28 protein-coding genes are annotated in these 21,577 nt (G+C 69.1%); 17 read left to right on the top strand and 11 right to left on the bottom strand.

Annotated elements, in window-relative coordinates:
* Window positions 1-509 precede the first annotated feature (509 nt).
* The 5 genes from NVU01S_RS36805 to NVU01S_RS36785 all read right to left on the bottom strand — a co-directional run bounded on the left by NVU01S_RS36805 (window position 510) and on the right by NVU01S_RS36785 (window position 4,288).
* Window positions 510-830: a response regulator transcription factor gene (locus tag NVU01S_RS36805; RefSeq protein WP_081594183.1), complete on the bottom strand. Its 321-nt coding sequence runs from the start codon at window positions 828-830 to the stop codon at window positions 510-512.
* Between the two features lie 134 nt (window positions 831-964).
* The gene (locus tag NVU01S_RS36800) at window positions 965-2,077 is read right to left on the bottom strand and encodes a DUF8320 family protein (RefSeq protein WP_244467513.1); all 1,113 of its coding nucleotides are present in this window, start codon (window positions 2,075-2,077) and stop codon (window positions 965-967) included.
* Window positions 2,074-3,273, bottom strand: coding sequence for a sensor histidine kinase (locus NVU01S_RS36795; RefSeq protein WP_043680723.1), 1,200 nt, complete (start codon window positions 3,271-3,273; stop codon window positions 2,074-2,076). Before NVU01S_RS36795 ends, NVU01S_RS36800 begins: the two co-directional genes overlap by 4 nt.
* Window positions 3,270-3,965: a response regulator transcription factor gene (locus NVU01S_RS36790; RefSeq protein ID WP_052281314.1), complete on the bottom strand. Its 696-nt coding sequence runs from the start codon at window positions 3,963-3,965 to the stop codon at window positions 3,270-3,272. The genes NVU01S_RS36795 and NVU01S_RS36790 overlap by 4 nt, the downstream gene beginning before the upstream one ends.
* Before the next feature lie 128 nt (window positions 3,966-4,093).
* Window positions 4,094-4,288, bottom strand: coding sequence for a hypothetical protein (locus NVU01S_RS36785; RefSeq protein ID WP_141691625.1), 195 nt, complete (start codon window positions 4,286-4,288; stop codon window positions 4,094-4,096).
* Between the two features lie 346 nt (window positions 4,289-4,634).
* Here NVU01S_RS36785 and NVU01S_RS43785 point away from each other — a divergent pair, with 346 nt between their 5' ends.
* From NVU01S_RS43785 to NVU01S_RS36765, 6 genes are all read left to right on the top strand, one after another.
* Window positions 4,635-4,802: a hypothetical protein gene (locus NVU01S_RS43785; RefSeq protein ID WP_156055100.1), complete on the top strand. Its 168-nt coding sequence runs from the start codon at window positions 4,635-4,637 to the stop codon at window positions 4,800-4,802.
* 80 nt (window positions 4,803-4,882) lie between these two features.
* On the top strand, window positions 4,883-5,635 hold the full coding sequence (locus NVU01S_RS36780; protein WP_043680717.1) for a PRC and DUF2382 domain-containing protein: 753 nt from the start codon (window positions 4,883-4,885) through the stop codon (window positions 5,633-5,635).
* 150 nt (window positions 5,636-5,785) lie between these two features.
* Window positions 5,786-6,295 (top strand): MarR family winged helix-turn-helix transcriptional regulator, encoded by a 510-nt coding sequence (locus NVU01S_RS36775; RefSeq protein ID WP_052281313.1) that lies wholly within the window; start codon window positions 5,786-5,788, stop codon window positions 6,293-6,295.
* Window positions 6,292-7,539, top strand: coding sequence for a multidrug effflux MFS transporter (locus NVU01S_RS36770; RefSeq protein ID WP_043680715.1), 1,248 nt, complete (start codon window positions 6,292-6,294; stop codon window positions 7,537-7,539). Before NVU01S_RS36775 ends, NVU01S_RS36770 begins: the two co-directional genes overlap by 4 nt.
* A 108-nt stretch (window positions 7,540-7,647) precedes the next feature.
* Window positions 7,648-7,821 carry a hypothetical protein gene (locus tag NVU01S_RS44370; RefSeq protein ID WP_014986821.1) on the top strand — a complete coding sequence of 58 codons (174 nt, stop codon included), beginning with the start codon at window positions 7,648-7,650 and terminating at the stop codon, window positions 7,819-7,821.
* A 211-nt stretch (window positions 7,822-8,032) separates the two neighbouring features.
* Window positions 8,033-8,746, top strand: a complete 714-nt coding sequence (locus tag NVU01S_RS36765) for a PIG-L deacetylase family protein (RefSeq protein ID WP_043680712.1) — start codon at window positions 8,033-8,035, stop codon at window positions 8,744-8,746.
* An 80-nt stretch (window positions 8,747-8,826) separates the two neighbouring features.
* On the opposite strand, the gene NVU01S_RS36760 is transcribed toward NVU01S_RS36765, so the two are convergent.
* Window positions 8,827-9,387: an HD domain-containing protein gene (locus tag NVU01S_RS36760; protein ID WP_175068941.1), complete on the bottom strand. Its 561-nt coding sequence runs from the start codon at window positions 9,385-9,387 to the stop codon at window positions 8,827-8,829.
* 130 nt (window positions 9,388-9,517) lie between these two features.
* On the opposite strand from NVU01S_RS36760, the gene NVU01S_RS36755 reads away from it, so the two are divergent.
* The 3 genes from NVU01S_RS36755 (at window position 9,518) to NVU01S_RS36745 (ending at window position 12,181) form a co-directional block, all read left to right on the top strand.
* Complete coding sequence (locus NVU01S_RS36755) at window positions 9,518-10,681, top strand: glycosyltransferase (protein ID WP_043680710.1); 1,164 nt, start codon at window positions 9,518-9,520, stop codon at window positions 10,679-10,681.
* 67 nt (window positions 10,682-10,748) lie between these two features.
* A complete protein-coding gene (locus NVU01S_RS36750; RefSeq protein WP_029899185.1) occupies window positions 10,749-10,940 on the top strand; it encodes a DUF3046 domain-containing protein in 192 nt (63 codons plus the stop codon).
* Between the two features lie 2 nt (window positions 10,941-10,942).
* Window positions 10,943-12,181 (top strand): phosphotransferase, encoded by a 1,239-nt coding sequence (locus NVU01S_RS36745; protein WP_244467512.1) that lies wholly within the window; start codon window positions 10,943-10,945, stop codon window positions 12,179-12,181.
* 2 nt (window positions 12,182-12,183) lie between these two features.
* Here NVU01S_RS36745 and NVU01S_RS36740 read toward each other — a convergent pair whose 3' ends face one another.
* Window positions 12,184-12,702, bottom strand: coding sequence for a CGNR zinc finger domain-containing protein (locus NVU01S_RS36740; RefSeq protein WP_043680704.1), 519 nt, complete (start codon window positions 12,700-12,702; stop codon window positions 12,184-12,186).
* Between the two features lie 153 nt (window positions 12,703-12,855).
* On the opposite strand from NVU01S_RS36740, the gene NVU01S_RS36735 reads away from it, so the two are divergent.
* From NVU01S_RS36735 to NVU01S_RS36725, 3 genes are all read left to right on the top strand, one after another.
* A complete protein-coding gene (locus NVU01S_RS36735) occupies window positions 12,856-13,317 on the top strand; it encodes a VOC family protein (protein ID WP_043680701.1) in 462 nt (153 codons plus the stop codon).
* A 71-nt stretch (window positions 13,318-13,388) separates the two neighbouring features.
* Complete coding sequence (locus NVU01S_RS36730; protein WP_043680753.1) at window positions 13,389-14,270, top strand: pyridoxamine 5'-phosphate oxidase family protein; 882 nt, start codon at window positions 13,389-13,391, stop codon at window positions 14,268-14,270.
* A 14-nt stretch (window positions 14,271-14,284) separates the two neighbouring features.
* Window positions 14,285-14,734, top strand: coding sequence for a nuclear transport factor 2 family protein (locus tag NVU01S_RS36725; RefSeq protein WP_042256904.1), 450 nt, complete (start codon window positions 14,285-14,287; stop codon window positions 14,732-14,734).
* Between the two features lie 48 nt (window positions 14,735-14,782).
* On the opposite strand, the gene NVU01S_RS36720 is transcribed toward NVU01S_RS36725, so the two are convergent.
* Window positions 14,783-16,192, bottom strand: a complete 1,410-nt coding sequence (locus NVU01S_RS36720; protein ID WP_244467511.1) for an MFS transporter — start codon at window positions 16,190-16,192, stop codon at window positions 14,783-14,785.
* Between the two features lie 98 nt (window positions 16,193-16,290).
* On the opposite strand from NVU01S_RS36720, the gene NVU01S_RS36715 reads away from it, so the two are divergent.
* From NVU01S_RS36715 to recX, 3 genes are all read left to right on the top strand, one after another.
* Window positions 16,291-17,337 (top strand): Lrp/AsnC family transcriptional regulator, encoded by a 1,047-nt coding sequence (locus tag NVU01S_RS36715; RefSeq protein ID WP_043680699.1) that lies wholly within the window; start codon window positions 16,291-16,293, stop codon window positions 17,335-17,337.
* A 168-nt stretch (window positions 17,338-17,505) separates the two neighbouring features.
* Complete coding sequence (gene recA / locus NVU01S_RS36710) at window positions 17,506-18,546, top strand: recombinase RecA (protein WP_043680697.1); 1,041 nt, start codon at window positions 17,506-17,508, stop codon at window positions 18,544-18,546.
* A 358-nt stretch (window positions 18,547-18,904) separates the two neighbouring features.
* Window positions 18,905-19,462, top strand: coding sequence for a recombination regulator RecX (recX, locus tag NVU01S_RS36705; RefSeq protein WP_043680695.1), 558 nt, complete (start codon window positions 18,905-18,907; stop codon window positions 19,460-19,462).
* A gap of 48 nt (window positions 19,463-19,510) precedes the next feature.
* Here the strand turns inward: recX and NVU01S_RS43780 are convergent, their stop codons facing one another.
* The 3 genes from NVU01S_RS43780 to NVU01S_RS36695 form a co-directional block, all read right to left on the bottom strand.
* On the bottom strand, window positions 19,511-19,669 hold the full coding sequence (locus NVU01S_RS43780) for a hypothetical protein (protein WP_156161933.1): 159 nt from the start codon (window positions 19,667-19,669) through the stop codon (window positions 19,511-19,513).
* A gap of 98 nt (window positions 19,670-19,767) precedes the next feature.
* On the bottom strand, window positions 19,768-20,112 hold the full coding sequence (locus tag NVU01S_RS36700; protein ID WP_244467516.1) for a type II toxin-antitoxin system VapC family toxin: 345 nt from the start codon (window positions 20,110-20,112) through the stop codon (window positions 19,768-19,770).
* Window positions 20,113-20,184: 72 nt separating this feature from the next.
* On the bottom strand, window positions 20,185-20,397 hold the full coding sequence (locus tag NVU01S_RS36695; protein WP_141691623.1) for a hypothetical protein: 213 nt from the start codon (window positions 20,395-20,397) through the stop codon (window positions 20,185-20,187).
* Window positions 20,398-20,663: 266 nt separating this feature from the next.
* On the opposite strand from NVU01S_RS36695, the gene NVU01S_RS36690 reads away from it, so the two are divergent.
* Both NVU01S_RS36690 and NVU01S_RS36685 read left to right on the top strand, forming a co-directional pair.
* The gene (locus NVU01S_RS36690; protein ID WP_244467510.1) at window positions 20,664-21,122 is read left to right on the top strand and encodes a hypothetical protein; all 459 of its coding nucleotides are present in this window, start codon (window positions 20,664-20,666) and stop codon (window positions 21,120-21,122) included.
* Window positions 21,123-21,175: 53 nt separating this feature from the next.
* The gene (locus NVU01S_RS36685; RefSeq protein WP_082032406.1) at window positions 21,176-21,568 is read left to right on the top strand and encodes an SDR family NAD(P)-dependent oxidoreductase; all 393 of its coding nucleotides are present in this window, start codon (window positions 21,176-21,178) and stop codon (window positions 21,566-21,568) included.
* The last annotated feature ends 9 nt before the right edge of the window (window positions 21,569-21,577 follow it).

The following is a 21,577-nucleotide window of genomic DNA, read 5'->3' as shown; positions in this document are numbered from 1 at the left end:
CACCAACCGGTCCGCTCCCCAACCGCCCTCTTTATCCCAAGCCGCTCGAGACGCAACCACAGCCAGATGACCACGCCGGAAACCCACTCCGCGCACCTGACCTGCACCTAAAGCCGGGTACGGCACACGACGTGCTCAGCACTATCCCGGTAACTCCCGCGGCAGGTATACCGAACTAGGCAGGCGCGGAAGGGACTTCGAGACAGAACCTAGCCCTCCTCGGGTGCGAAACCTGGCTCCGGCCTCGAAACCTCTGGCTCGGCCCCGGCCGCGAAAACCTACAACGCCGAGCATCGTCGTTCGGCATCGGACCTGGTCGGCGAGCGCCATTGCTCGTCAGGGCACGCGGGTGACGGGTAGTTGAGCCGGTTCGATTGTCGGATTCGTGGTCGCGCGCGGTCTGCGCCGTTGCGCACCGTTGGCGGTCGATCGTCGCATGGCCCTCATCGCCGTGCGGCGGGTATGGACCGGGGCAGCCCCGCCTGCGCCCGGTCGGTCATCGGATCGGATTACAGCTCATCCAGGTCGATCAGCCCGTCCTGGAGGGCGCGGACCACCAGGGCCGCTTTGGTGTTGGCGGTGCGGCCGACGGCGGCGTACTTGGCGCGGATCCGTGTGATATGCGTGTTGACGGTGCCGAGGGAGAGGTACAGGCGCTGTGCCACATCGGTTTTGGAATCACAGAGCACCCAGGTGACGAGCACTTCACGCTCGCGGGCGGAGAGGGCGGCGTCGGGCCAGTGGTGTGCCGGAACGGCTGGGGCGGCCGGGAAAAGGGGGTGCGGCCGGACGATGGACAGAGGGAGGGAGTGCGAAGTTGCGGCTATCATTGATACTTCCTTTATGCAATGATTCCGGCTGGTCTCCGCGGGGGTGAACGACTCGGAATCCTGCGCCGGACATCGTCTTCCGACTCTAGGCTGCGGCAAACAATCAGGAAATTCCCCACAAATCAGCCCTCAGTTCAGGGGTCTTGATTGCCTCCGCTAACCACGTGCGGGACATCCAGGTCGGAGCGCACCACCCCGGCCGCGCTCACATCGATGCGCAATTCGTCCTTGTCCCGCAACAGAATCGAGACCACATTCGTGCGCCCGGGTGGTAAAACGCGCGCGTTCATCTCGCCGCCGTCCGCGTAGTCGAGCGCGTCCCGCAGCACGGTGCGCACCGTGTCGCGGACCGTGTCGCAGGCCTCGTCGAGGCCTCCGCCATCATCGAGCACCACTCGCACACCGCGCGCTCGCGCGCTGCGCGCCGCCGCGGCGACCGCCGGATTCACCATCAGCCCGCCCACGATCTCGTCCCGCAGCTGTGCCTCGACCAGCCGGCACTCCTGCTGTTGTTCGGGGGTGAGCGGGCGCCCGCGCGCGATGATCTCCAGCAGTGGGCGGGCGGCGCTGTCCAGTCGCGCGATGCGCGCGTCACGCTCGCTCTGCGCGGCCAGTGCGGCCGCCTCCGCAGCGGCCCGCTCGGTGTCCTGCCTGCGCAGGCTCAAGATCGAATGGGCGATGGGCCGGACGACTTTGGCGAAGAAGGTGGCCATGAGCAACGGGGTGATGTTGATGAAGGAGAACCCGGCGCCGAGTAGCGGCCCCTGACCGGTGGCCGTCGTCCAGACGACGCAGGTGGCGATCTGGCAGGCCATCGCCACCCAGGCCCAGCTCGTCGCGCCGCGCACGCACAGGAAATTGAGATACGCCGAAGCGGCCCCGAGGAACCAGATCTGGGTCGAATTGACCATCGGCACCGGCAGCTGCCAGAGCGCGAGCGTCGTGCCCACCGGCGCGGCGGCGGCCAGCGCGATCGCGAGCGGGCGGGGGAGCGGGTCGCCGGGGGCGAGGAGCATGCCGACGCCCGCGCCCAGGATGATCGTGGCCGCCACGCCGGTGATCCAGAGGTGCCGGATACCGTCGTCCGCCGCGAACGCCATCGAGTAGATCGAGACCGCGAACAGTCCGCACAGCAGATAGGCGGCGGTCGTGCGCATGCCGAGGATGTCGCGCACGTCCGCGGGATCGTCGTCGCGCCGGATCGTCTTGCCGCGCAATCGCTGCGTCAATCGCCGCAGCGTCGTCATGCCGCCCACCCGACGCTCACCCGGCTGCCGCGCCCCGGCGTGGACTCGATGGCCGACCAGCCGCCGGGCAACTGGGCGATCCGATCGACGATGCTCGCGCGCAGGCCGAGCCGGTCTGGCGGCACGGTGTCCGGGTCGAAGCCGACGCCGTCGTCCACCACGTCGACCCGGATGTCGGCGGGGGTCGCGGTCACCGTCACCTCGCACGCGGCTTCGCGCACCGGCGAGCACGCGTGCTTCTTCCAGTTGCGCAGCGCCTCGCCGGTGGCCGCGGCCAGCGCGGTCGCCACCTCGGGTGGCACGGTGAGGTCGGCGCCGTCGTGCGGGGTGACGCGCAGCGGTATCCGGTCGTCCACCTCTGCGGCGGCCGCCCGGATCCCGGCGACGACGAGATCGACGTCGAGGTCGTCCTGAGCGGGCAGGCCGGAGCGCAACCGCGCCAGATTGCGCAGCGTGGATTGCGCGTAGTGGGCCAGGATCGGGGAGTTCGTCGTGCGGGAGGCCTCGAGCAGGGTGGCGATCACGCCGTCGTGGGTGAGCGCGTCGAACCGCCGCCGCTCGAAACGCCGGGCCGCCGCCGCGGCCGTCGCGGTGGCGGTGGCCAGCGCCGAGCTGCTGGTCTGGTCGAGCATCCGGCCGATCCGCACCAGCACCACGCAGGCGGCGCACGGGAACGCGGAATAGGCGAAGGCGAACAGCATTTCGGGCAGCAGCGGATTGTGTACCGCGGGCCCGCGGGCGAGCATCACATCGAATTGCGCGACGACCGCCGCGCCGGCCAGATACCCGAACGGCGCCAGCCGCCAGAACAGGCACATGGCGACGGCGGGCAGGCCGGGGATCCAGCCCAGCCACAGATACTGTTCGGGCGCGACGATCTCGCCGGTACGCAGGAGCGGCCAGCTCAGCGCGGCGAGCGCGTAGCCCGCCGCGAACACGAGCACGGCCCGCCGCACGAGTGTCATCCGCCAGCGCGCGGCCGCCACGGCGAGCACCACGGTCGGCAGATAGACCGCGATCAAGGCGAGGGGTGTCCACCACGGCGCGGCCAGCGAGGTCTGCGCCAGCGCGGTCGGCACGGTGAGCGCGGCGTAGAACACGCCGCCGAAGCCGACGAACAGGCTCGCACCGCGCACCAGCTCGGCCTCGGCGCCGCGCTGCGCCTGGGCGTCGGCGGGCCGGTGCGCGCCGATCATCGCTCCCGTGGTTCCCGGCCGATGAATCCGTCCCGGGTGGCTTCGCGGTAGAGGTCCACGCGGGTGCGCACCGGGCGTCCCGCCTCGGCGTAGCGGCGGCGGATGCGCGCGAGATAGTCGTTGACCGTGTGTTCGGACAGCTCCAGCTTGCGCGCCACCGAGGCCGCGGTCTCGCCGTTGGCGTAGAGCTCGAGCACCTGCCGCTGCCGGGGCGGCAGATCGATATTGGTCAGGGCCGGGTCGCTGTCGATCGCGGAGGCCCACACCGACGTGGCCACATGTCGCCCGGAGGCCGCCGCCCGCACCATGGCCGTGGTCTTCTCGGCCGGGTCGCTCTTCAACGCCACCCCCAGCACGCCGGCCTGGGCGGCGGAGCGGATCAGGTCGCGCCAGTCGCCGGTGGTGTAGACGAGGCAGTCGATGCCGTGTTCGCGCAGCTGCTCGACGTTCGCCCGCGGGCTGGACCCGTCCGAAAGCCGCAGATCCAAGATGGCGAGATCCAATTGCGTTGTCTGCGCGAGGAGTTCGGGGACCGTCGGGGCCATGGCGACGACGGTCAGGTCGGGTTGTTCGGACAGGATGGCCGCCAGCCCGACGGCGACGGCCTGATGGTCTTCGACACAGCCGATGCGGCGGACCTGGCCCGGAATCGCGTACGCGCCCGGCAGATCCGTGACGGCCACGCCTGCCATGGCGAGTAGCCGGCGAATCCCCATGCGTCGGATTGAATCATCAAGCAGCCTGGCTGCCAAGGGTATTCGTCATTTTGTACCGGATGGCATCTTCTTTTACCGGTTTCGAACCAGCCGGTTTCCCCGCCTCAGCGCAGCCGGTCCCGGCGGCGCAACTCCTCGGCACGGGCCCGCAGTGCGGCCCCCACCAGCTCGCGGCCCTCGGCCATCAGATCGAGTACTTCCCAGGACGCCTTGCGAGCGGCACCGCCCACGATGCCTGCGATGGCGCCGCCGTGCCTGCGCGCCGCGGCGGCGAGTTCTTGTGCGAGTTCGTTTTCCATCAGGCGGCCGACCATCCCTTCGACTTCCGCTCCACCGAGCGCTACCGCAAGATCAGAGTACAACCGTACACTGAACCAGGTCACGGCCGGGAGAGCGGAATCCGACGGTCCCGAGCGACGCTGTTCGCGGACGTTCCCCGCAGTATGCCCGGGCTTCGGCACGCGGTGCGCGCGGGTCCCGCCGCCGGGCGCGTCCGGCAGCGTCGTCGCTGTTCCCCCGGTCGATCGCCGATTCTGCGCCGAGGTGTTTGGGCCCCTCGGACCCGGGTAGTTGCCATCGTGTAGCTGATCGGCCTGACCTCGGACACGAGATCGGGAATCTTCACTACAAGGGCAGGAGCAGACAATGCTTGATATTGCCTACCGAAAGTCCGCGATCGACCAGGACACGCAGCGGCTCGATATCAGCCGATATCTGGCCTGGGGCAACGTCGCAGATCCGGTCCGCCGCACGCGGCGGTCCAGGCGCCTCGCCGACGATCTCGACCAGTCCGAGCACAAGACAAGTGCCTGAATATTTTTCATCGAATGCGGCAGCCGGGTCGTGTTCCGTCGGCCTGCGTCCGCACCGAATGCACGCGGAGGAATCGAACCATGACCGGAATGCTGGAAGAACTCATCGGAAGTGCCGTCCTCGATCAGGGCGGTGACAAGATCGGCAAGGTCAAGCGGGTCTATGTCGACAACACCTCCGGCTCGCCGACCTGGGTGGCCGTCTCCACCGGCATGTTCAGCGACGACTCGCTGGTCCCGCTGGCCGGTGCGGAGTTGCGGCACGACCCGGAGACGTTGCAGGTCCGGGTGGAGAAGTCGGAGGTGAAGAGCGCGCCGCATCTCGATCACGACGGGCTGATCAGCGCCGAGTCCGAACGAGAACTGTTCGCGCACTACCACATCGACCCGAATCGGGCCGGTTGGGACATGGGCGGCAAGCAGCAGATGCGCGGCGGTATGCGCCCCGACGAGGCCGCGGGCCTGGTGCGCTCGGAGGAGCGACTGGCCGTCGGCAAGGAGACCGAGGAGGTCGGCACCGCGCGGCTGCACAAGTACGTGGTGACCGAGGAGCAGTCCGTCACCGTGCCGACCACGCACGAGGAGGTCCGGATCGAGCGCGAGCCGATCACCGACCCGTCGGCCGTGGGCCGGGCCGACATCGGCGAGCAGGAACGCGAGGTGACCCTGCACGAGGAGCGGGTGACCGTCAACAAGGAAACCGTCCCGGTCGAACGCGTCCGTCTGGCCGTCGATCAGGTCGAGGACTCGGAGACGGTCTCCGGCACGGTCCGCAAGGAGCAGATCGAGGCGGAGGGCATCGACAAGGATCGCCAGCGTAGGCGCGACCGGTAGCCGCCGGATCGGCACGAGTGGAGCCCGAGGTAGCCGGGGCTCCACTCGTTGTCAGGTGCGGGCTGATTTCACTGTAATGAAGCATTAGCTTAGTAAATTTTCGCAAACACCGACATTGACGCGGCAGATACCAAGCTTTAGCTTGGAACTATGGTCGATGTGGGTGAATACACCGAGGACGATCTGCGCGTCGCCGAGTCGCTGCGGTGGGCGGTGTCGCGATTGGCCACCCGGCTGCGAGCCGAACAACCCGGTAGCGCTCGGCCGCTCCCGCGCCTGGCCGCGTCGGTGCTGGCGAACCTCGCACACGGCGGCGCGCTCACCGCCTCCGAATTGGCGGCCATCGAAGGGCTGCAACCACAGTCGCTCACCCGAGTGCTGAACGAACTCGATGAGCACGGCCGGATTCGCCGCTCGCGCAGCGACACCGACGCGCGACAGCAGCACATCGTGCTCACCGACCGGGGCCGGGAAGCCTTGCGGGAGCACGTGCGTGACGGCAACGCGTGGCTGGCCGCCGCGCTGCGTCATACACTGACCGAGGCCGAACGGGCGATGCTCGGCATCGCCGCCGATCTGCTGCGCGAGCTGGCCGCCGCCGAAACCGGCAGCGACAGGCCACCGGCCGCCCGGACCGACGGGGCGGCGCCCGCGCTGTGACGCGGCACGCCCTGACCGATGTGTCGCCCTCGACGAGTCTGCCTGCCGGGCAGCGGATTCGGCTCCTGGCGGTGCTCGCCGGGTTGAGCGGTGCGGCACCGTTGGCGACGGATATGTATGTGCCGGGACTGCCGGAGCTGGCGACGTCGCTGGGTGCCGATGCCGCCGCCGCGCAACTGTCGTTGACCGGCTTCCTGGCGGGAATCATTGTAGGTCAACTGATTCTGGGGCCGCTGAGCGATGCCGTCGGCCGTCGCCCCGTATTGCTCTGCGGCACAGTCTTCTTCGTCGTGTTCTCGGTGATCTGTGCGGCGGCGCCGACGATGACGGTCCTCGATGCCGCCCGATTCGGGCAGGGCGTGAGCGGGGCGGCGGGCATCGTGCTCGCCCGCGCCGTGGTCGCCGACCTCTTCGCCGATCGAGATCTCGCCGGCGTGTATGCCAGGCTCGGCGCGATCACCGCCGCCGCACCGATTCTCGCGCCGCTGGCCGGAGGGCTACTGCTACTGGTGTTTCCGTGGCGGGCCGTGTTCGTGGTGCTCGCCGCGCTCGGCGCGGTGCTGGCCGTGGGCGTGCGGCGCTGGGTCCCGGAATCGCGGCCACCGCAGGCGCGTTCGGCGGGCGGCATCACCGCGGGTTTGCGGGCCATGACCGAGCTCCTCGCCCGGCGCGACATCCTGGGTCCGGTGCTGGTCATATCCTTCGGCGGTGCAGCGGTTTTCGCCTATATCGCGGGCACCACGTTCGTCTTCCAGGACGTCCACCGGCTCACGCCGGCCGCGGCGAGCCTCGTCTACGGCGTCAACGCCGTGGGCAATATGGCGGGCAGCCTCGGGTACGGCCGGCTGGTGAAACGCCGGTCCGCGGCAACACTTCTGGTGGCGAGCTCGGCGCTCGCGCTGGCCGGGTCCGCGGTGCTGTTCGCCGTCTCGGTCACCGTCGGCAGTTCGCTCGCCGTCACGTGGTTCTGCCTGTTCTTCTCCCTCACCGCGTTCGGTGTCTTCTTTCCCGCCGTGGTCACCCTCGCGCAGCAGCGTGGTCGTGCCGCGCCCGGCGCCACGTCGGCGCTGCTGGGCGGCGGGCAGTTCTTGTTCGGCGCGGCGGCTTCGCCGCTCGTGGGTCTTTTCGGCACGGGTGGCGCTGCTCCCTTGGCCGCGGTGCTGGTGGTGGCGCTCGCGGCGGCCACGGTCGCCGCGGTGGCCACGCGCGACCCACGGGTGATCCGGGCTCAGGGTGAACCCTGATTTTCCCCGGATATCGGCGTTGACCTGGTGATTTCTCGGTGTCGAGGTGCCAGCATGGAACATGTCGGATCGTCGGAGGGGCGGTTCACGAGACCTCGGAGGCTGGCAATGCTTTGGAAAATCATCGGTATCGTCGCGGTCGTCTGGATCGCGCTGGCCATCATCGGTGCGCTGATCAAGGGGCTGTTCCCGATCCTGGTGATCAGCGCCATCGTGTTCGGGCTGTACCTGCTCTACAAGGCGGTGGCGGGCTCGGACAAGTCCACCGTGAGCAAGTTGTAGTTTCCGGCCGCGCAGTGGCTTCAGCGCGCGTCGGGCGCTGCGGAGCCACGTCGCGGGCGGAGGTCGGCGGAACCAGGTGTGGCCGGGATGCCACCGGGTAGCGCGAGCGAAGTCGCGCGCCGACCGACCGATGGGCCGTGCGCTCCCCGGATGGGGGGAGCGCACGGCCCACTTGCGTACGCTGGCCTGACTCATCCGAAAGAGGGGTTCAGTGGAGCAGGTACCCGAGGATTGGCAGCGCGGGCTGGTGATCGTGGCGCATCCCGACGATATCGAGTACGGCGCGGCCGCCGCCGTGGCCCGGTGGACGGGACAGGGCAAGGACATTCGCTACGTCCTGGTCACCAGCGGCGAGGCCGGTATCGCCGGAACGCCACCCGCGGAGTCGGGCCCGTTGCGCGAGGGCGAGGAGATCGCCTCCGCCGCGGCGGTCGGCGTGCATCAGGTCGAGTTCCTCGGTTATCCGGACGGCAGGGTGGAGGAAACCCTACAGCTGCGGCGCGACCTGGCGGCAGCGATCCGTCGCCATCGACCGGAACTGGTGGTGCTGTTCAACTTCGGCGACACCTGGGCGCCCGGCTTCGCCAACAGCGCCGACCATCGGGCCGTCGGCCGGGCCGCGCTGGACGCCATCGCCGACGCGGGCAACGAGTGGATCTTCCCCGACCTCACCGATCCGCCGTGGTCGGCGCGCTGGGGCGCGGTGGCCGGTCCGAAAGCCACGCACGCCGTGGACGTCTCGGCTCACGTCGATCAGGCGAAGGCGTCGTTGTCCGAGCACCGCCGCTACCTGGAGGTGCTCAGCGCCGAACCGGTCGAGGACCAGGTGCGCGCGATCGTCGAGCGCGCCACCGCCCCCATCGACGGATTTCCGGCCCCCCACGCGGTCGGCTTCGAACTGTACTACTTTGCCGCGGGCCACTGACGCACCCGTTCTGACTTCCCGCACCCGCTCTGGCCTGCGAAATCGGGTGCGGGAAAACAGAAGTGGTGCGCGAATAGGGGCTAGCCGTGCCGGGCGGCGACTCGGTCGAGCACCGGACGCCAGGACGCCAGCGGTGCGACCGCGAGGCCGACGACCTTTCCGGCGTCGTCCGCGCGGCGCAGTGTGAGGGCGGACTCGAAGTCCGGGTCGGCGCGGAACGCCGCGATCTCCGCGTCGTCCATCGGTCCGCCCTGCGCCACCAGTGTGCGGCGGCTGGACGGCGACAGCTCCGCGGCATGTGCTGAATCTGTCGCTGCGAGATAGCGTTTCGCGACGACGTGCAGTTCGACCAGCCGCGCCACCCGCGCGCCGAGCAGCCCGCGGATCGCCGCGGCGCCGTGGCGCCCATGGCCCGCGTCGTCGCCGGGGACGAGCTGGTGGCCGATGTCGTGCACCAGCCCGGCGACCTGGAGTTCCTCGTCGTCCGGGCAGTGCAGGCGCAGCAGTTCCGCGCATTGCCGGTCGTGGTCGAGGATGTCGACCGGATCGCCGCTGCGGTCCGGCATGTCCCAGACGTCCGCGCCGTTCGCCAGCAGCACCATGAGTTCGTCCACCGTGGACACCTGCACGATCGTTCCCACCTCCGCACTCGATTGGTCTAGACCATATCGCCGGTGCGGTGCGAGGTCACGTGAAGTTCTGCTGTCGAGCAGGTGACCAAGTGGGGGCTGGGTGTGACCCGGCCGTTATGTGGTGTGGCAGGCTGGGCCGATGCGAGTAGCCGTAGTCGCGGGGCCCGATCCCGGGCATGCGTTTCCCGCCATCGCGTTGTGCTTGCGTTTCCTGGCCGCCGGCGACGAACCGGTGCTGTTCACGGGTCCGCGCTGGTTCGAGGCGGCCCGCGACGCCGGTATCGGGGTGCGCCGGTTGAAGGGCCTGGCCCCGCGCCCGGCCGACGACGACACCGACGCCGGCCAGCGGATTCACGAGCGCGCCGCGCATATCTCCACCGAGATCCTGCCCGACCTGAGCGCGATGCTCCCGGAGCTGGTGGTCTCCGACGTGCTGACCGCGGGCGGCGGCATGGCCGCGGAACGGCTCGGCGTGCCCTGGGTCGAGTTGTCCCCGCACCCGCTGTATCTCCCGTCGAAAGCCTTGCCGCCCATCGGAAGTGGCCTCGCGCCCGGCACGGGTCTGCGCGGCCGGATGCGCGACGGCATGCTGCGCACGATGACCGCCCGCGACATCCGGCACGGCCTGCGGCAGCGCGAACAGGCGCGCGAGAGCGTCGGGCTGCCCGCCGCCGATCCGGGCCCGGCCGCGCGGTTGATCGCGACGCTGCCCGCGCTGGAGGTGCCGCGCCCGGACTGGCCGGACAACGCGCACGTCATCGGGCCGCTGTTCTGGGAGCCCACCGCGGAAATTCTCCAACCACCCACGGGGGACGGCCCTTTGGTGATGGTCGCGCCCTCGACCGCGCACACCGGGGTGACCGGCATGGTCGAGACCGTCCTGGCCGCGCTCGCCGATGCCGGTGTCCGCGTGGCGATCTCGATGCTCGACACCCCGCCCGCCGAACTGCCCGCCTGGGCCACCGCCGGTTTGGGCCGTCAGGACGAACTGCTCACCCACGCCTCGGTGGTGGTGGGCGGCGGCGGGCACGGCTTGCTCGCGAAATCGCTCTCGGCGGCGGTTCCGCTGGTGACCGTTCCCGGCGGCGGCGACCAATGGGAACTCGCCAACCGGGCGGCTCGCCAAGGCAGTTCGCTGCTGGTGCGGCCGTTGACCACGGAAGCGGTCCGCGCGGCCGTCCTGGAGATCTTGTCCACCGAGAGTTTCGCCGTTGCCGCGCGGGCCGCGGCAGAGTCGGCGAACGAGGTGGCCGACCCGGTCGAACTGTGTCACCGCGTGCTCGACGGGGTGCGGGCCGGATAGCGCGGTGCCGGGCCGCCGCGAACGGGGGCCGTGGGACGGCCGGGCGAGCGCGGGTATCTTGGGCACAGTGCGGTTGACGGAGTTCCAGGAACTGTTGCATACCGAGTTCGGGTCGGCCAGGGGTGACGCCCTGCTGGCCGATCACGTGATCCCATCGCTGGGGCGGACGGGAGCCGATGCCATCGAAGCGGGCGTGGACCCGCGTGATGTGTGGCGGGCCCTGTGCGCGGAGTTCGATGTGCCGCGGGGACGGTGGTGACGGTGTCCGGCCGGGCGGTCGGCCACGACGAGCCGCTGTATCGGTTCGACGAGCGGCAGCGGATGATCCCGGTGGATCCGGAGCGGCTGGCCGCGCGCCTTGCCGCGGCCGCGCCGGTCGATTTCGCGGGGTTCCGGCAGACCGGGATCGAGGCGATGCTGCTCGGCCGCTACGCCGAGGCGCTCGACCACCTGGATCGCGCGCTGGAACTCGTGGACACCGAACAGCGCCGGATCACCGTGTGGATCAATCTGGGCGACGTGTACCGCTACCAGGGCGACGCGGCGACCGCGGAGACGCTGTACACGCGGGCCGTGACGCACGCGCGGGCCGCCGCGCCCGACGTGTTGTCGTTCGCCGTGCAGCATCTCGGCAAGGCGCTGGCCGAACAGAATCGGCTGGACGAGGCGCACACCCTGCTGCGGGAAGCGCTCGAGCTGCGGATCGCGGAAGGGGATCCGGAGGAGATCGAATCCACCAGGGTGGCGCTGGAAACCCTGTCCGCGCTGCCGATTTCGCTGCCGCCCGCGGTGGCCGCGGTGCTCGGCGAGGCGCCGAGCTGGTCCGACGAGCACGAAGGGATGAGCGGTGGCGTCTCGTTCGTCAACGGGACCTACTGGGTGAAGCGGGGACCGCGCGCGGTGGCCGAACAGCAACGGCTGAACTGGTTGCGCGAGCGCGGGATTCGACTACCCGAGAGCACCGTCTACGCCGAGGACGTGCTGGTGCTCGCCGACGCGGGCGTGCCGAGTCTGGCCGCGCGCGGCGAATCCGGCACCGGCGCGGACTCGGTCGGCACGATCATGGGCACGCTGCTGCGTACCCTGCACAGCATCCCGATCGCCGAGTGCCCGTTCGACGGACGGCTCGACCTCGTCTTGGCGCAGGCCCGCCGGCAGGTGATCGAGGGCTTGGTCGACGCCGGCGATTTCGACGACGACAACCAGGATTCCTCGCCGGAGCAGGTACTCGAGCGGCTGCTCGCCGAGCGCCCGGCGGAAACGGATCTCGTGGTGGCGCACGGTGATTTCACGCCGCCCAATGTGCTCGAAGGCGCGATCCTGCTCGACGTCGGCGCGCTCGGCGTCGCCGATCGCTACCGCGATCTCGCGCTGGCGGTGCGGGATCTGCGCGACGATTTCGGTGCGGCGGAAGTAACGGCGTTCTTCGCCGCCTACGGCCTGGCCGAGCCGGATCCCGTGCGGCTGGAGTACTACCGCCTGCTCGACGAATTGTTCTGAGGTCAGGTCTTTTTCGCGTAGTGCCGCGCCGCTTTGGTGCGGTTGCCGCAGGTCGCCATCGAATGCCAGCGGCGGGTGCCGTTCTTCGAGGTGTCGAAGAAGAACAGCACGCAGTCGGCATGCGCGCACTGCCGGATGCGGTCCGGCGCGTCGGCGAGTAGCCGCAGCAGGTTGTCGGCCGCGAGCCAGGCGGGTAGCCAGGCCGGATCGGGCACGTCGACGACCTCCGCGGGGCCGGTGTCGGTGAGGGTGCGCCGGATGCGGCCGTGGTCGAGTACCTCGTTCAGCGCGTCGTGCGTGGCGTGCCGGACGACGTCGTAGATGGCGGCGCGTGCCGCCAGGGTCGCGGCGCGGGTCGCCTCGTCGGCTTGCGCCCGTTCGGTCAGCCCGGCCGAGGACAGCCAGATGGCCAGACCGGTCACGTCGGTGAGCAGGTCCTGCAGCTGTCCGTGCTTGTTCCACCGCGTGTCCAGCAGATCGAGGGCCAGCGGTTCGCCGAGGTGGGGGCGGGGATCGTGCATGACTGAGGGTATCCACCTCCTGCGGTCGGTCAGGGCGTCAGTGTCATTCTAACTGTCTATCTACTTTTTACTAGTTGACGGCGAGTCCTGCGCTGGTTATGTTCTAACCAGTCAAACTGATAAAGACGGTTTGGCCGGTTAGAGGAGGAACATATGACCGCAGTCGCCGCACCCACGCTCGTCACCGGGCATATCGGGCTCAACGTCGCCGATCTGGCACGTTCGGTCGACTTCTACCGCAGCGCACTGGGTTTCGATCAGGTGGCCGCGAGTACCGGCGACGACCGCAAGTGGGCCTTCCTGGGGATCGACGGCAAGGTGATGGTGACCCTGTGGGAGCAGAGCACCGGCGAGTTCGCTACCGAAACGCCCGGCCTGCATCATCTTTCGTTTCAAGTGGACACTATGGACCAGGTACGGGCGGTCGAGGCGGTGCTGCGCGAGCGCTCGGTGTCGTTCGCGCACGACGGCGTCGTCGCGCACAGCGAGGGCGCGAGCTCGGGCGGCATCTTCTTCACCGACCCCGACGGCATCCGGCTCGAGGTCTACGCGCCCGCCGGTGCCGAATGCGCACCCGCGCCGACCGGTTCCGCACCCACCTGCGGATTCTTCTGAGCCGCAAGACCGTTGCACGCCGCGACGGGCAGTTCCGCCCGTCGCGGTACCTCTCGGACAGGAGTAATGCGATGGCCCCCTTCCACTCCGGTGAGCTGGCCGTGCAGCAGCGGATGGGCCAGGCGGAGATCGCCGGACGGGTCGGCCGGATGATCCGAGCCGACATCCCGGCCGTCGCCGCGGCTTTCCTCGCCGAGCAGCCGATGCTGGTGATCGCCGCCGCGGACGCGGCGGGCAGGTTGTGGGCGAGCGAGCTGGTCGGCCCGCCCGGCTTCATCCACGCCGTGGACGCGGGCACGATCACCGTCGCGGCGCGGCCCGCGGCCGGGGATCCGTTGCGGGACACGCTGACCGGCGTCGCGCGGATCGGCATGATCGCCCTGCAACCGCAGCGGCGCAGGCGGATGCGCGTCAACGGCACGGTCACTCCGGACGGTGCGGGCCTGCGGATCGTGACCGACCAGGTCTACTCCAATTGCCCGAAGTACATATCCCGCCGAGAGATCGAGTCTTACCAGCCGGGGGCGGCGCAGTCGCCGCGCCACAGCACGGCACTCGATGCGCGACAGCGGGCGGCGATCACGGCGGCCGACGCGTTCTTCACCGCCACCGCCGACGCCGACGGAAACGCCGACGCCTCGCACCGCGGCGGCAATCCCGGCTTCCTGGAGGTGCTTTCCCCGACCCGGCTGCGCTGGCCCGACTATCGCGGCAACTCGATGTTCATGACGCTCGGCAATATCGAGGTCAATCCGCGCTGCGGGCTGCTCGTCCCGAACTGGGCCACCGGCGGGGCGCTCCAGCTCACCGGCACCGCCGAATTGGTCTGGGCGCCGCGGACTTCCGCGCCCGGCGCGCAATGCTCGATCGACTTCACCCTCACCGAGGTGGTCGACCACCCGGCCGGCCCGCTCCGGTGGACCGCGCCGGAACTGTCCCCGGCCAACCCCTGAGAAAGGAAACGTCCATGCGACCCCCACTGCCTCCCTTCGATCTCGAATCCGCCAAGGCGAAGGTGCTGGCCGCCGAGAACGCTTGGAACACCCGCGATCCGGAGCGGGTGGCCGCGGCCTACACCGAGGATTCGGTGTGGCGTAACCGCGACGAGTTCTTCACCGGCCGTGCCGCCATCGTCGAATTCCTCACCCGCAAATGGTCGGTGGAGAACGGCTACGCCCTGCGCAAAGATCTCTGGGCGTTCGAAGGCAACCGTATCGCGGTGCGCTTCCAATACGAATGGCACGACGAATCCGGCCGGTGGTGGCGCAGTTACGGCAACGAACAGTGGGAGTTCACCCCGGAGGGGTTGATGTCGCGTCGTGAAGCCAGCATCAACGATGTCGCCATCGCCGAATCCGATCGCCGCATCCACGGGCCCCGCCCCGCGGGCGACACCTCGGTGCTCCCGCAACAGTGACGACCGTGCCGCCGTCCCGGCCGGGACGGCGGCATCCGCGCGAAACCGTCAGGCGGCGACCGCTTCCCGATCCGGTGCGCCGGAGGTGGCGGCGGTCCGCGCCCGGTGGAAGAGGACGAAGGCGGCCGTTCCGAAGGCCAGGCCGACGCCCGCGGCCACCACGAACGCGGCGTCGAGGCCCGCGACGAACCGGGACAACGACAGCGGCTGCGCCGGTCCCGCGACGCCGCGGAACACCGTGCCCAGCACGGCGACTCCGAGGGCGAGGCCGAGCTGGCGGGCGGTGTTCACCGCGCCCGCCGCCGTACCGCCCTGCTGCGGCGGCACCGCGGCCATACCCACGGAGACGAGCGCGGGCGCGTTGATGCCGACGCCGACGCCGAGCACCACGAAGCCGGGAATCAGTGCGGGCCAAGATGACCCGGGCCCGATCAAGGTGAGCAGCCCGGTCCCCGCGCCGATCACCACCAGCCCGGCGCCGATCGTCCACTTCGGCTCGACGTCGTGCAGGAAGCGGCCGAACACCGCGGCGACCAGAAAAGCGGTCGCGGCCATCGGCAACAGGGCCAGTCCCGCGTGCAGCGGCGTCATCCGCAACTGCTGTTGCAGCCAGAGCGACACCAGGGGCGTGCACGCGAAAGCCGCGAAGGTCTGCCCACTCGCCCCGAGCAATGTCGCCCCGAAGACGCGATTGCCCAGCAGGGCCAAGGGGAACATCGGTGCGGTGCTGCGGGATTCGACGAGCCCGAAACCCGCGAGCGCCGCGACGCCCAGTACCAGCGCGAGCACGGCGAGACCGTCCGACCAGCCGTGCTCGCCGCCGCGGATCACCCCGTAGGTGAGTGCCGTCGCGGCGGTGGCGAACGTGAGCATGCCCGGTACGTCGACCGCGCGATCACCGCGGCGGGCCGAGGCCGGAAACACCGTGGCGGTCAACGTGATAGCGACCACCGCGATCGGCAGGTTGACGAAGAAGATCCAGCGCCAGGACAACAGGTCGGTCAGCACGCCGCCGAGCACCACGCCGATACCGGCCGCGGCGCCGGTCACCGCGCCCCAGATGCTGAACGCGATACCGCGGTCGCGCCCGGTGTAGGTGGCGTGCAGCAGCGACAGCGTGGTCGCGAACATGGCCGCGCCGCCGACGCCCTGAAGTACCCTTCCTGCAATGAGATTCGTCGCGGTACCGGCGATACCGCAGCCGAGGGAGGCCACGGCGAACAGGACGAGCCCGGCGAGGTAGGCGCGTTTCGCGCCGACCCGGTCGGCGAGCGAGCCGAGCACGAGCAGCAGCGCGGCCAGCGCCAGCGCGTACCCGTCCACCACCCACTGCAGGCTGGACAGCCCGGCGCGCAGATCGACGGCGATGTCGGGCAGTGCGACGTTCACGATCGTGACGTCGATGAGCAACATGAACGTGCCGAGACACGCGGCGAACAGGGGGAGCCATTTCCTCACAGGAGCCTCCATGGCGGAATCGAACGATATCGTCGCCAAGCGTGCGGCAATCGAACGCATCCACCTAGCCGGGCGGGGACTTGCGTTAGATTCCTCCCATGCAGTCCGATGGGTCCGTGGAATCCTCCGTACTCGACGTGCTCGACAAGCAGATCGTGCACGCGCTGGTGTGCGACGCCAGAATTCCCTTCGCCAAGCTCGGCGCCCTCCTCGACGTCTCCGAGCAGACGGTCGCGCGCCGCTATCGCGCGCTGCGCCAGCGGGGGATCCTGCACGTCTCGGGGCAGGTGAACGCGGTGCCGCTCGGGCACGCGCGCTGGGTGCTGCGGATCCGCTCGACGCCCGACAAAGCGCTGCGCTTGGCCGAATCCCTGGCCAGATTCCCGGATCTGAGCTGGGTGACGCTGTTGTCCACCGGCTCCGAGGTGACGTGTGTGAGCCGGCCGCGCTCGATCGAACGGCGCGACGCGCTGCTGCTGCACACGCTGCCGAAGGCGAGCCAGGTGCTGGGGGTGACCGCGCACGAGGTGATGCACCGGTTCCCGGCCGACGAGGAATGGCCGCGCTTCGGTCACCTGTTCACCGCGCCGCAGCTGTGCGCGCTGGGGCAGCGATCGGGCTGCGCGTCGGGCTCGGCGCGCTCCCTGGGCGAGGAGTTCGGGCCGGACCTGCCGGTGGACCTGTCCGCCGAGGATGAGGCCATGCTCGCGTTGCTCGGCCGGGACGGACGCGCGCCCTACGCTCAGATCGCGGCCGAAACCGGCTGGACCGCACCACGAGTCGCGCGCCGGATGGCCGAGCTGGAGCGGGCGGGCGTGCTGTACTTCGATCTCGATTTCGCGGTGGAACGGATGGGGTTCACCGTGCGCGGCGGCCTGTGGCTGCGGGTGCGCCCGGCCGAGCTGGACGCGGTGGGGCGGGCGATGGCGACGCATCCGGAGATCGTTTTCGTGGCCGCGACCACCGGGCCGACCAACCTGTTCGCGTCCGTCCTGTGCCGGGACACGCCCCATCTCTACCGCTACATCACCGAGCGGCTCGGCGCGCTGGACGGCATCACCGACTTGGAGGTCACGCCCTCGCTGCGGGTCCTGAAGCAGGCGCAGACGCTGCTCGACAGCGACCGGGTCGCGCCGGGGCGGTGATCGCGCCGCGTTTGCCGAGTACACAAAACTCGGATCGCGTGTTGCCGGGCGCGTCGCTTGACTCGAACATCTGTTCGTCTAACCTTGGCGCCAGAACTTGTCGGTGCCGCCCTCTAATGTTGGCGCCAACCACAGCAGAGACTTACCCGTCGAAAAGGGGATCAGGACATGGCACCACAGGCGTACGACCGCGACAAGGCGCTCGAACTCGCACTGGCTCAGGTCGAGAAGAGCTTCGGCAAGGGTGCGGTCATGCGCCTCGGCGAAGAAGTACGTCAGCCGCTCGCGGTGATCCCCACCGGTTCCATCTCGCTGGATGTCGCGCTCGGCATCGGCGGCCTGCCCCGCGGCCGCATCATCGAGGTCTACGGGCCGGAATCCTCGGGTAAGACCACGGTCGCGCTGCACGCGGTGGCCAACGCGCAGGCGCAGGGCGGCATCGCGGCCTTCATCGACGCCGAGCACGCGCTCGACCCGGAATACGCGAAGAAGCTGGGTGTCGACACCGACGCGCTGCTCGTCTCGCAGCCGGACACCGGTGAGCAGGCGCTGGAAATCGCCGACATGCTGGTGCGGTCCGGCGCTATCGACATCATCGTCATCGACTCGGTGGCCGCGCTGGTGCCGCGCGCCGAGATCGAGGGCGAGATGGGTGACAGCCACGTCGGTCTGCAGGCCCGCCTGATGAGCCAGGCGCTGCGCAAGATGACCGGTGCGCTCAGCAACTCCAACACCACCGCGATCTTCATCAACCAGCTGCGCGAGAAGATCGGCGTCATGTTCGGCTCGCCCGAAACCACCACGGGTGGTAAGGCGTTGAAGTTCTACGCCTCGGTCCGCCTCGACGTGCGCCGCATCGAGACGCTCAAGGACGGCACCGACGCGGTCGGTAACCGTACCCGCGTCAAGGTCGTGAAGAACAAGGTCAGCCCGCCGTTCAAGCAGGCCGAGTTCGACATCCTCTACGGCCAGGGCATCTCCAAGGAAGGCTCGCTCATCGACATGGGCGTCGAGCACGGCTTCGTGCGCAAGTCCGGCTCCTGGTACACCTACGAGGGCGACCAGCTCGGCCAGGGCAAGGAGAACGCCCGAAAGTTCCTGCTGGAGAACACCGATGTGCGGGACGAGATCGAGAAGAAGATCAAGGAGAAGCTCGGCATCGGCGCCGATGTGAGCGCCCCGGCCGCCGAGGTTCCCGCCGATTTCTGATCCGATGAACGGCCGGCGCTCGCCCCGACCGCGCCGGACCGCGCCCGATGAGTCGCGGTCCGAACCGGTGCAGGAGATGCGGCGCCGGCTCCAAGAACTCCTGTCTGCCTCTGGTGCCGCCACCGATCCGGTCGGATCTCGGCTCGGCGGACAGGAACCCGGACGAGTCCCGTCGGCCGAAGGTGGTTCGGCCGAACAGGACACCATGGGAACTCGGTCGAGCGCGCCCGATCCGCAGCGGGCGCGTTCGACCGGGTCCCGCGCGGGCTCGTCCCGTCGTGGACGCCGGAAGGCGTTCCCGCACACAGATTCCCATTCGGCTGATACCGAAAGTACCGAAAGCCGATGGGCGGATCCGGTGGCGGCCGGATCCGAGCGGGGTGCGCGCTCCACGGAGCAGACTCCGCCAGGCGGGACGGTCGAGCAGGCCAAAGAGGCGTGTCTGCGCCTGCTCGCCGTCCGCGCCCGCAGCCGTGCCGAACTCGCTCAGCGTCTGGCGGCCAAGGGCTACACCGCCGACGTCACCGATCGCGCGCTGGACCGTCTCACCGAGGTCGGCCTCATCGACGACGCCGCCTTCGCTGAACAGTGGGTCCATTCCCGGCACACCTTCTCCGGCAAGGGCAAACAGGCGCTCGCCCAAGAACTTCGCCGCAAAGGTGTCGACCCGGCCGACGCCGCCCCCGCCCTGGACGCCATCACCGACGACGACGAAGAATCCCGCGCCCGCGACCTGGTCCGCCGCAAACTCCGCACCCTCCCCACCACCCTCGACCGGGAAAAAGCCCTCCGCCGCCTCGTCGGCATGCTCGCCCGCCGCGGCTACAACCAATCCACCGCCTTCGCCGTAGTCAAATCCGAACTCGCCGAAGCCTCCTTCGACACCGCCGACCTCGACACGCGTTACGACGCCTGACTCGGAATTGCAGACTTCCGCAGGGCAGTTGTGCTGCTGCTGCCGGATTCATGCCGCGGCGAGGTGCTGTTCGGCGAACGTGACAGCGTCGGCGACAGCTTTGTCCGCGGCCGGAATATGCCCGGCGAGCAGATGCCACACGTGTCCCATCTCGGGCGCTATGTCGAGGCGGGTCGGTACGGCGTCCTCGGCCAGTTCGGCGGCCAACCCGATGCGTCGCTGTCGACCAGGTTGCTACCGCAACAGTTCGCATGCGAAGTGCGCTACGGCCACGCTCTCTCTGACCGGCCACTGTGTTCAGGATTTCACGGCAGCAATGTCAACGCCGCCATGTGCCGTGGCCGTACGACGCTGAAATGTCGTTTGTCCAGAGTGGCGACCTCGGTGATGCCGAGACGTTCGGCGACAGCGATCACCGTCGCGTCACACGTTCCCAGCGGGAAGTCTGCATACTGCTCGACTAACTCCGCTGCCCGCTGATAGTCCTCGCTCTCCGGTGCGATCGGAGCGAAAACCCCTGAAGCCAAGGATCGGAGAAACCCTGCCTCGGTTTTAGCACCGGCCAGGCGACCCAGGAGGTAGCCGACTTCACCGAGGATCGGTGTCGGGATGAGGATAGGTCGGTTGGCGAGGAAGAGTGACGTGAACAGTTCAGTACAGGCGTGATAGTCGGGATCACTTCTGAAAAGCAGCCGTGACGAGTGGCCCGGTATCGCAAACGATCATGCGGACTGGCCGAAGCCGTCACCCAGCAGTTCCTCGCTTCTGGCGCCGTACGCGGTGCCGTCACCTTCGGCGCTGCCGAACCAGTCCGGCGGCCACGTGGGGGACGGCACAGCATAGAGATGTTTACGCACATCGGCGAGAACCTCCGGCACCTGTTCATCCGGGATCTCACGGACCAGGCGCAGCAGCTCGTCACGTTCGGCGCTCACGCGTTCACAATAGCGCACGGGCAGGGTGTGATGCGTGCTCCACGCAGCATGAACCACCTGGTTATCGGCAGAATTCGAAGCGAGGGACAGGTGGTGTCCCTGTCACTCATGGCTGTTCAGGGGTGGCGCAAAATCGTGGGTGGGGGTTCGGGTGGGGTGGGTACGGTCGGGGGATGAGGCGTTATGGGGTGTTGCCGCGCGGGGGTGCGTCGGCAGTGGCGTTGCGGGAGGTGGAGGAGAGTATTGATCGGGGATGGAGGGAGTTGTTGGGGGAGCAAGGGGTGCGGGCGGGGAGTGCGGAGGAGGTCGAGTTGGCTCGGCTGGTGGCCGACGATCCGGGGGCGTTCGAGTGGCGGGTGGTGGATGCGGCGCTGGACCTGCTCGACTGCGCGGAATGCGGGGAGATTCTGGGGTCGGGGCCGAGTGGTTGTGCGCGTTGCGAATTGATGGACGGGTTCCGGTATTCGGCGCGGGAGATCGATCGGCCCGGGGTTCCGCCGCGGAACGAGCATGCGGTGCGGGTGGCGTCGGTGGTGGCGCGCAATCGGCATCGCTACAGTGCTCGTGCGCGCTGCGGCTACGAATTGTGCCTGCCGTGGGTGTGGTCCGGTGGTCTGCCGACCACGCCGGAAGCGCAAGCATTGAAGGCGAAGATCAACCGGTTGAGCGACGAAGAGCTCGAATCGGTGACCTCGATCGAAGAAGTCCTGGCCTGCACGGGTTGACAACCGTGCGATCCATCGGAAGCCGGTCTCGGCCGAAACACCTTGTCGCTCAAATGGTTCAGGCGAGGGTGGCAACTCACGACGGCTCGCGGTCCAGGCGAGCACGTAAGTCCGGCCGAGGTTGCATCGTCAACGTGTCGAGCGCGGCGGGGTCGTTCGCGGACGGCCTGTCCGATCCCGGGATCGGCGGCCTGTTGCCGGGCTACTCACTGTCGAAGAGCGCGCTCAATGCGCTGACCGCCAAACTGGCCACCGCTTTCGCCGGTACCGGTGTACTGGTCAACGCCGTGTGCCCCGGCGAGACGGCCACCCACCCCGAGACCGGCGACGAAGACAACGCCCGCAGCCCCAAGAAAAGTGCGAAAGGCGTCGTCTGGGCAGCAACCCTCGGACCGGACGGCCCCACCGGCGGCTTCTTCCGCGACGGCGTCGCGCTCCCCTGGTAGCCGCCCGCG

This window comes from Nocardia vulneris, assembly GCF_001613425.1.
In the GTDB taxonomy this organism is placed as follows: domain Bacteria; phylum Actinomycetota; class Actinomycetes; order Mycobacteriales; family Mycobacteriaceae; genus Nocardia; species Nocardia vulneris.
The sequence above is the reverse complement of the archived record's forward strand: the minus strand, read 5'-3'. Positions and strand labels throughout refer to the sequence as shown.

Coding starts and splice junctions, on each gene's coding strand:
- NVU01S_RS36805 (WP_081594183.1), bottom strand. CDS start 830: ATGATAGCCGCAACTTCGCACTCCCTCCCTCTGTCCATCGTCCGGCCG.
- NVU01S_RS36800 (WP_244467513.1), bottom strand. CDS start 2,077: ATGACGACGCTGCGGCGATTGACGCAGCGATTGCGCGGCAAGACGATC.
- NVU01S_RS36795 (WP_043680723.1), bottom strand. CDS start 3,273: ATGATCGGCGCGCACCGGCCCGCCGACGCCCAGGCGCAGCGCGGCGCC.
- NVU01S_RS36790 (WP_052281314.1), bottom strand. CDS start 3,965: ATGGCAGGCGTGGCCGTCACGGATCTGCCGGGCGCGTACGCGATTCCG.
- NVU01S_RS36785 (WP_141691625.1), bottom strand. CDS start 4,288: ATGGAAAACGAACTCGCACAAGAACTCGCCGCCGCGGCGCGCAGGCAC.
- NVU01S_RS43785 (WP_156055100.1), top strand. CDS start 4,635: ATGCTTGATATTGCCTACCGAAAGTCCGCGATCGACCAGGACACGCAG.
- NVU01S_RS36780 (WP_043680717.1), top strand. CDS start 4,883: ATGACCGGAATGCTGGAAGAACTCATCGGAAGTGCCGTCCTCGATCAG.
- NVU01S_RS36775 (WP_052281313.1), top strand. CDS start 5,786: ATGGTCGATGTGGGTGAATACACCGAGGACGATCTGCGCGTCGCCGAG.
- NVU01S_RS44370 (WP_014986821.1), top strand. CDS start 7,648: ATGCTTTGGAAAATCATCGGTATCGTCGCGGTCGTCTGGATCGCGCTG.
- NVU01S_RS36755 (WP_043680710.1), top strand. CDS start 9,518: ATGCGAGTAGCCGTAGTCGCGGGGCCCGATCCCGGGCATGCGTTTCCC.
- NVU01S_RS36740 (WP_043680704.1), bottom strand. CDS start 12,702: ATGCACGATCCCCGCCCCCACCTCGGCGAACCGCTGGCCCTCGATCTG.
- NVU01S_RS36735 (WP_043680701.1), top strand. CDS start 12,856: ATGACCGCAGTCGCCGCACCCACGCTCGTCACCGGGCATATCGGGCTC.
- NVU01S_RS36730 (WP_043680753.1), top strand. CDS start 13,389: ATGGCCCCCTTCCACTCCGGTGAGCTGGCCGTGCAGCAGCGGATGGGC.
- NVU01S_RS36725 (WP_042256904.1), top strand. CDS start 14,285: ATGCGACCCCCACTGCCTCCCTTCGATCTCGAATCCGCCAAGGCGAAG.
- NVU01S_RS36715 (WP_043680699.1), top strand. CDS start 16,291: ATGCAGTCCGATGGGTCCGTGGAATCCTCCGTACTCGACGTGCTCGAC.
- recA (WP_043680697.1), top strand. CDS start 17,506: ATGGCACCACAGGCGTACGACCGCGACAAGGCGCTCGAACTCGCACTG.
- NVU01S_RS36685 (WP_082032406.1), top strand. CDS start 21,176: ATGGTTCAGGCGAGGGTGGCAACTCACGACGGCTCGCGGTCCAGGCGA.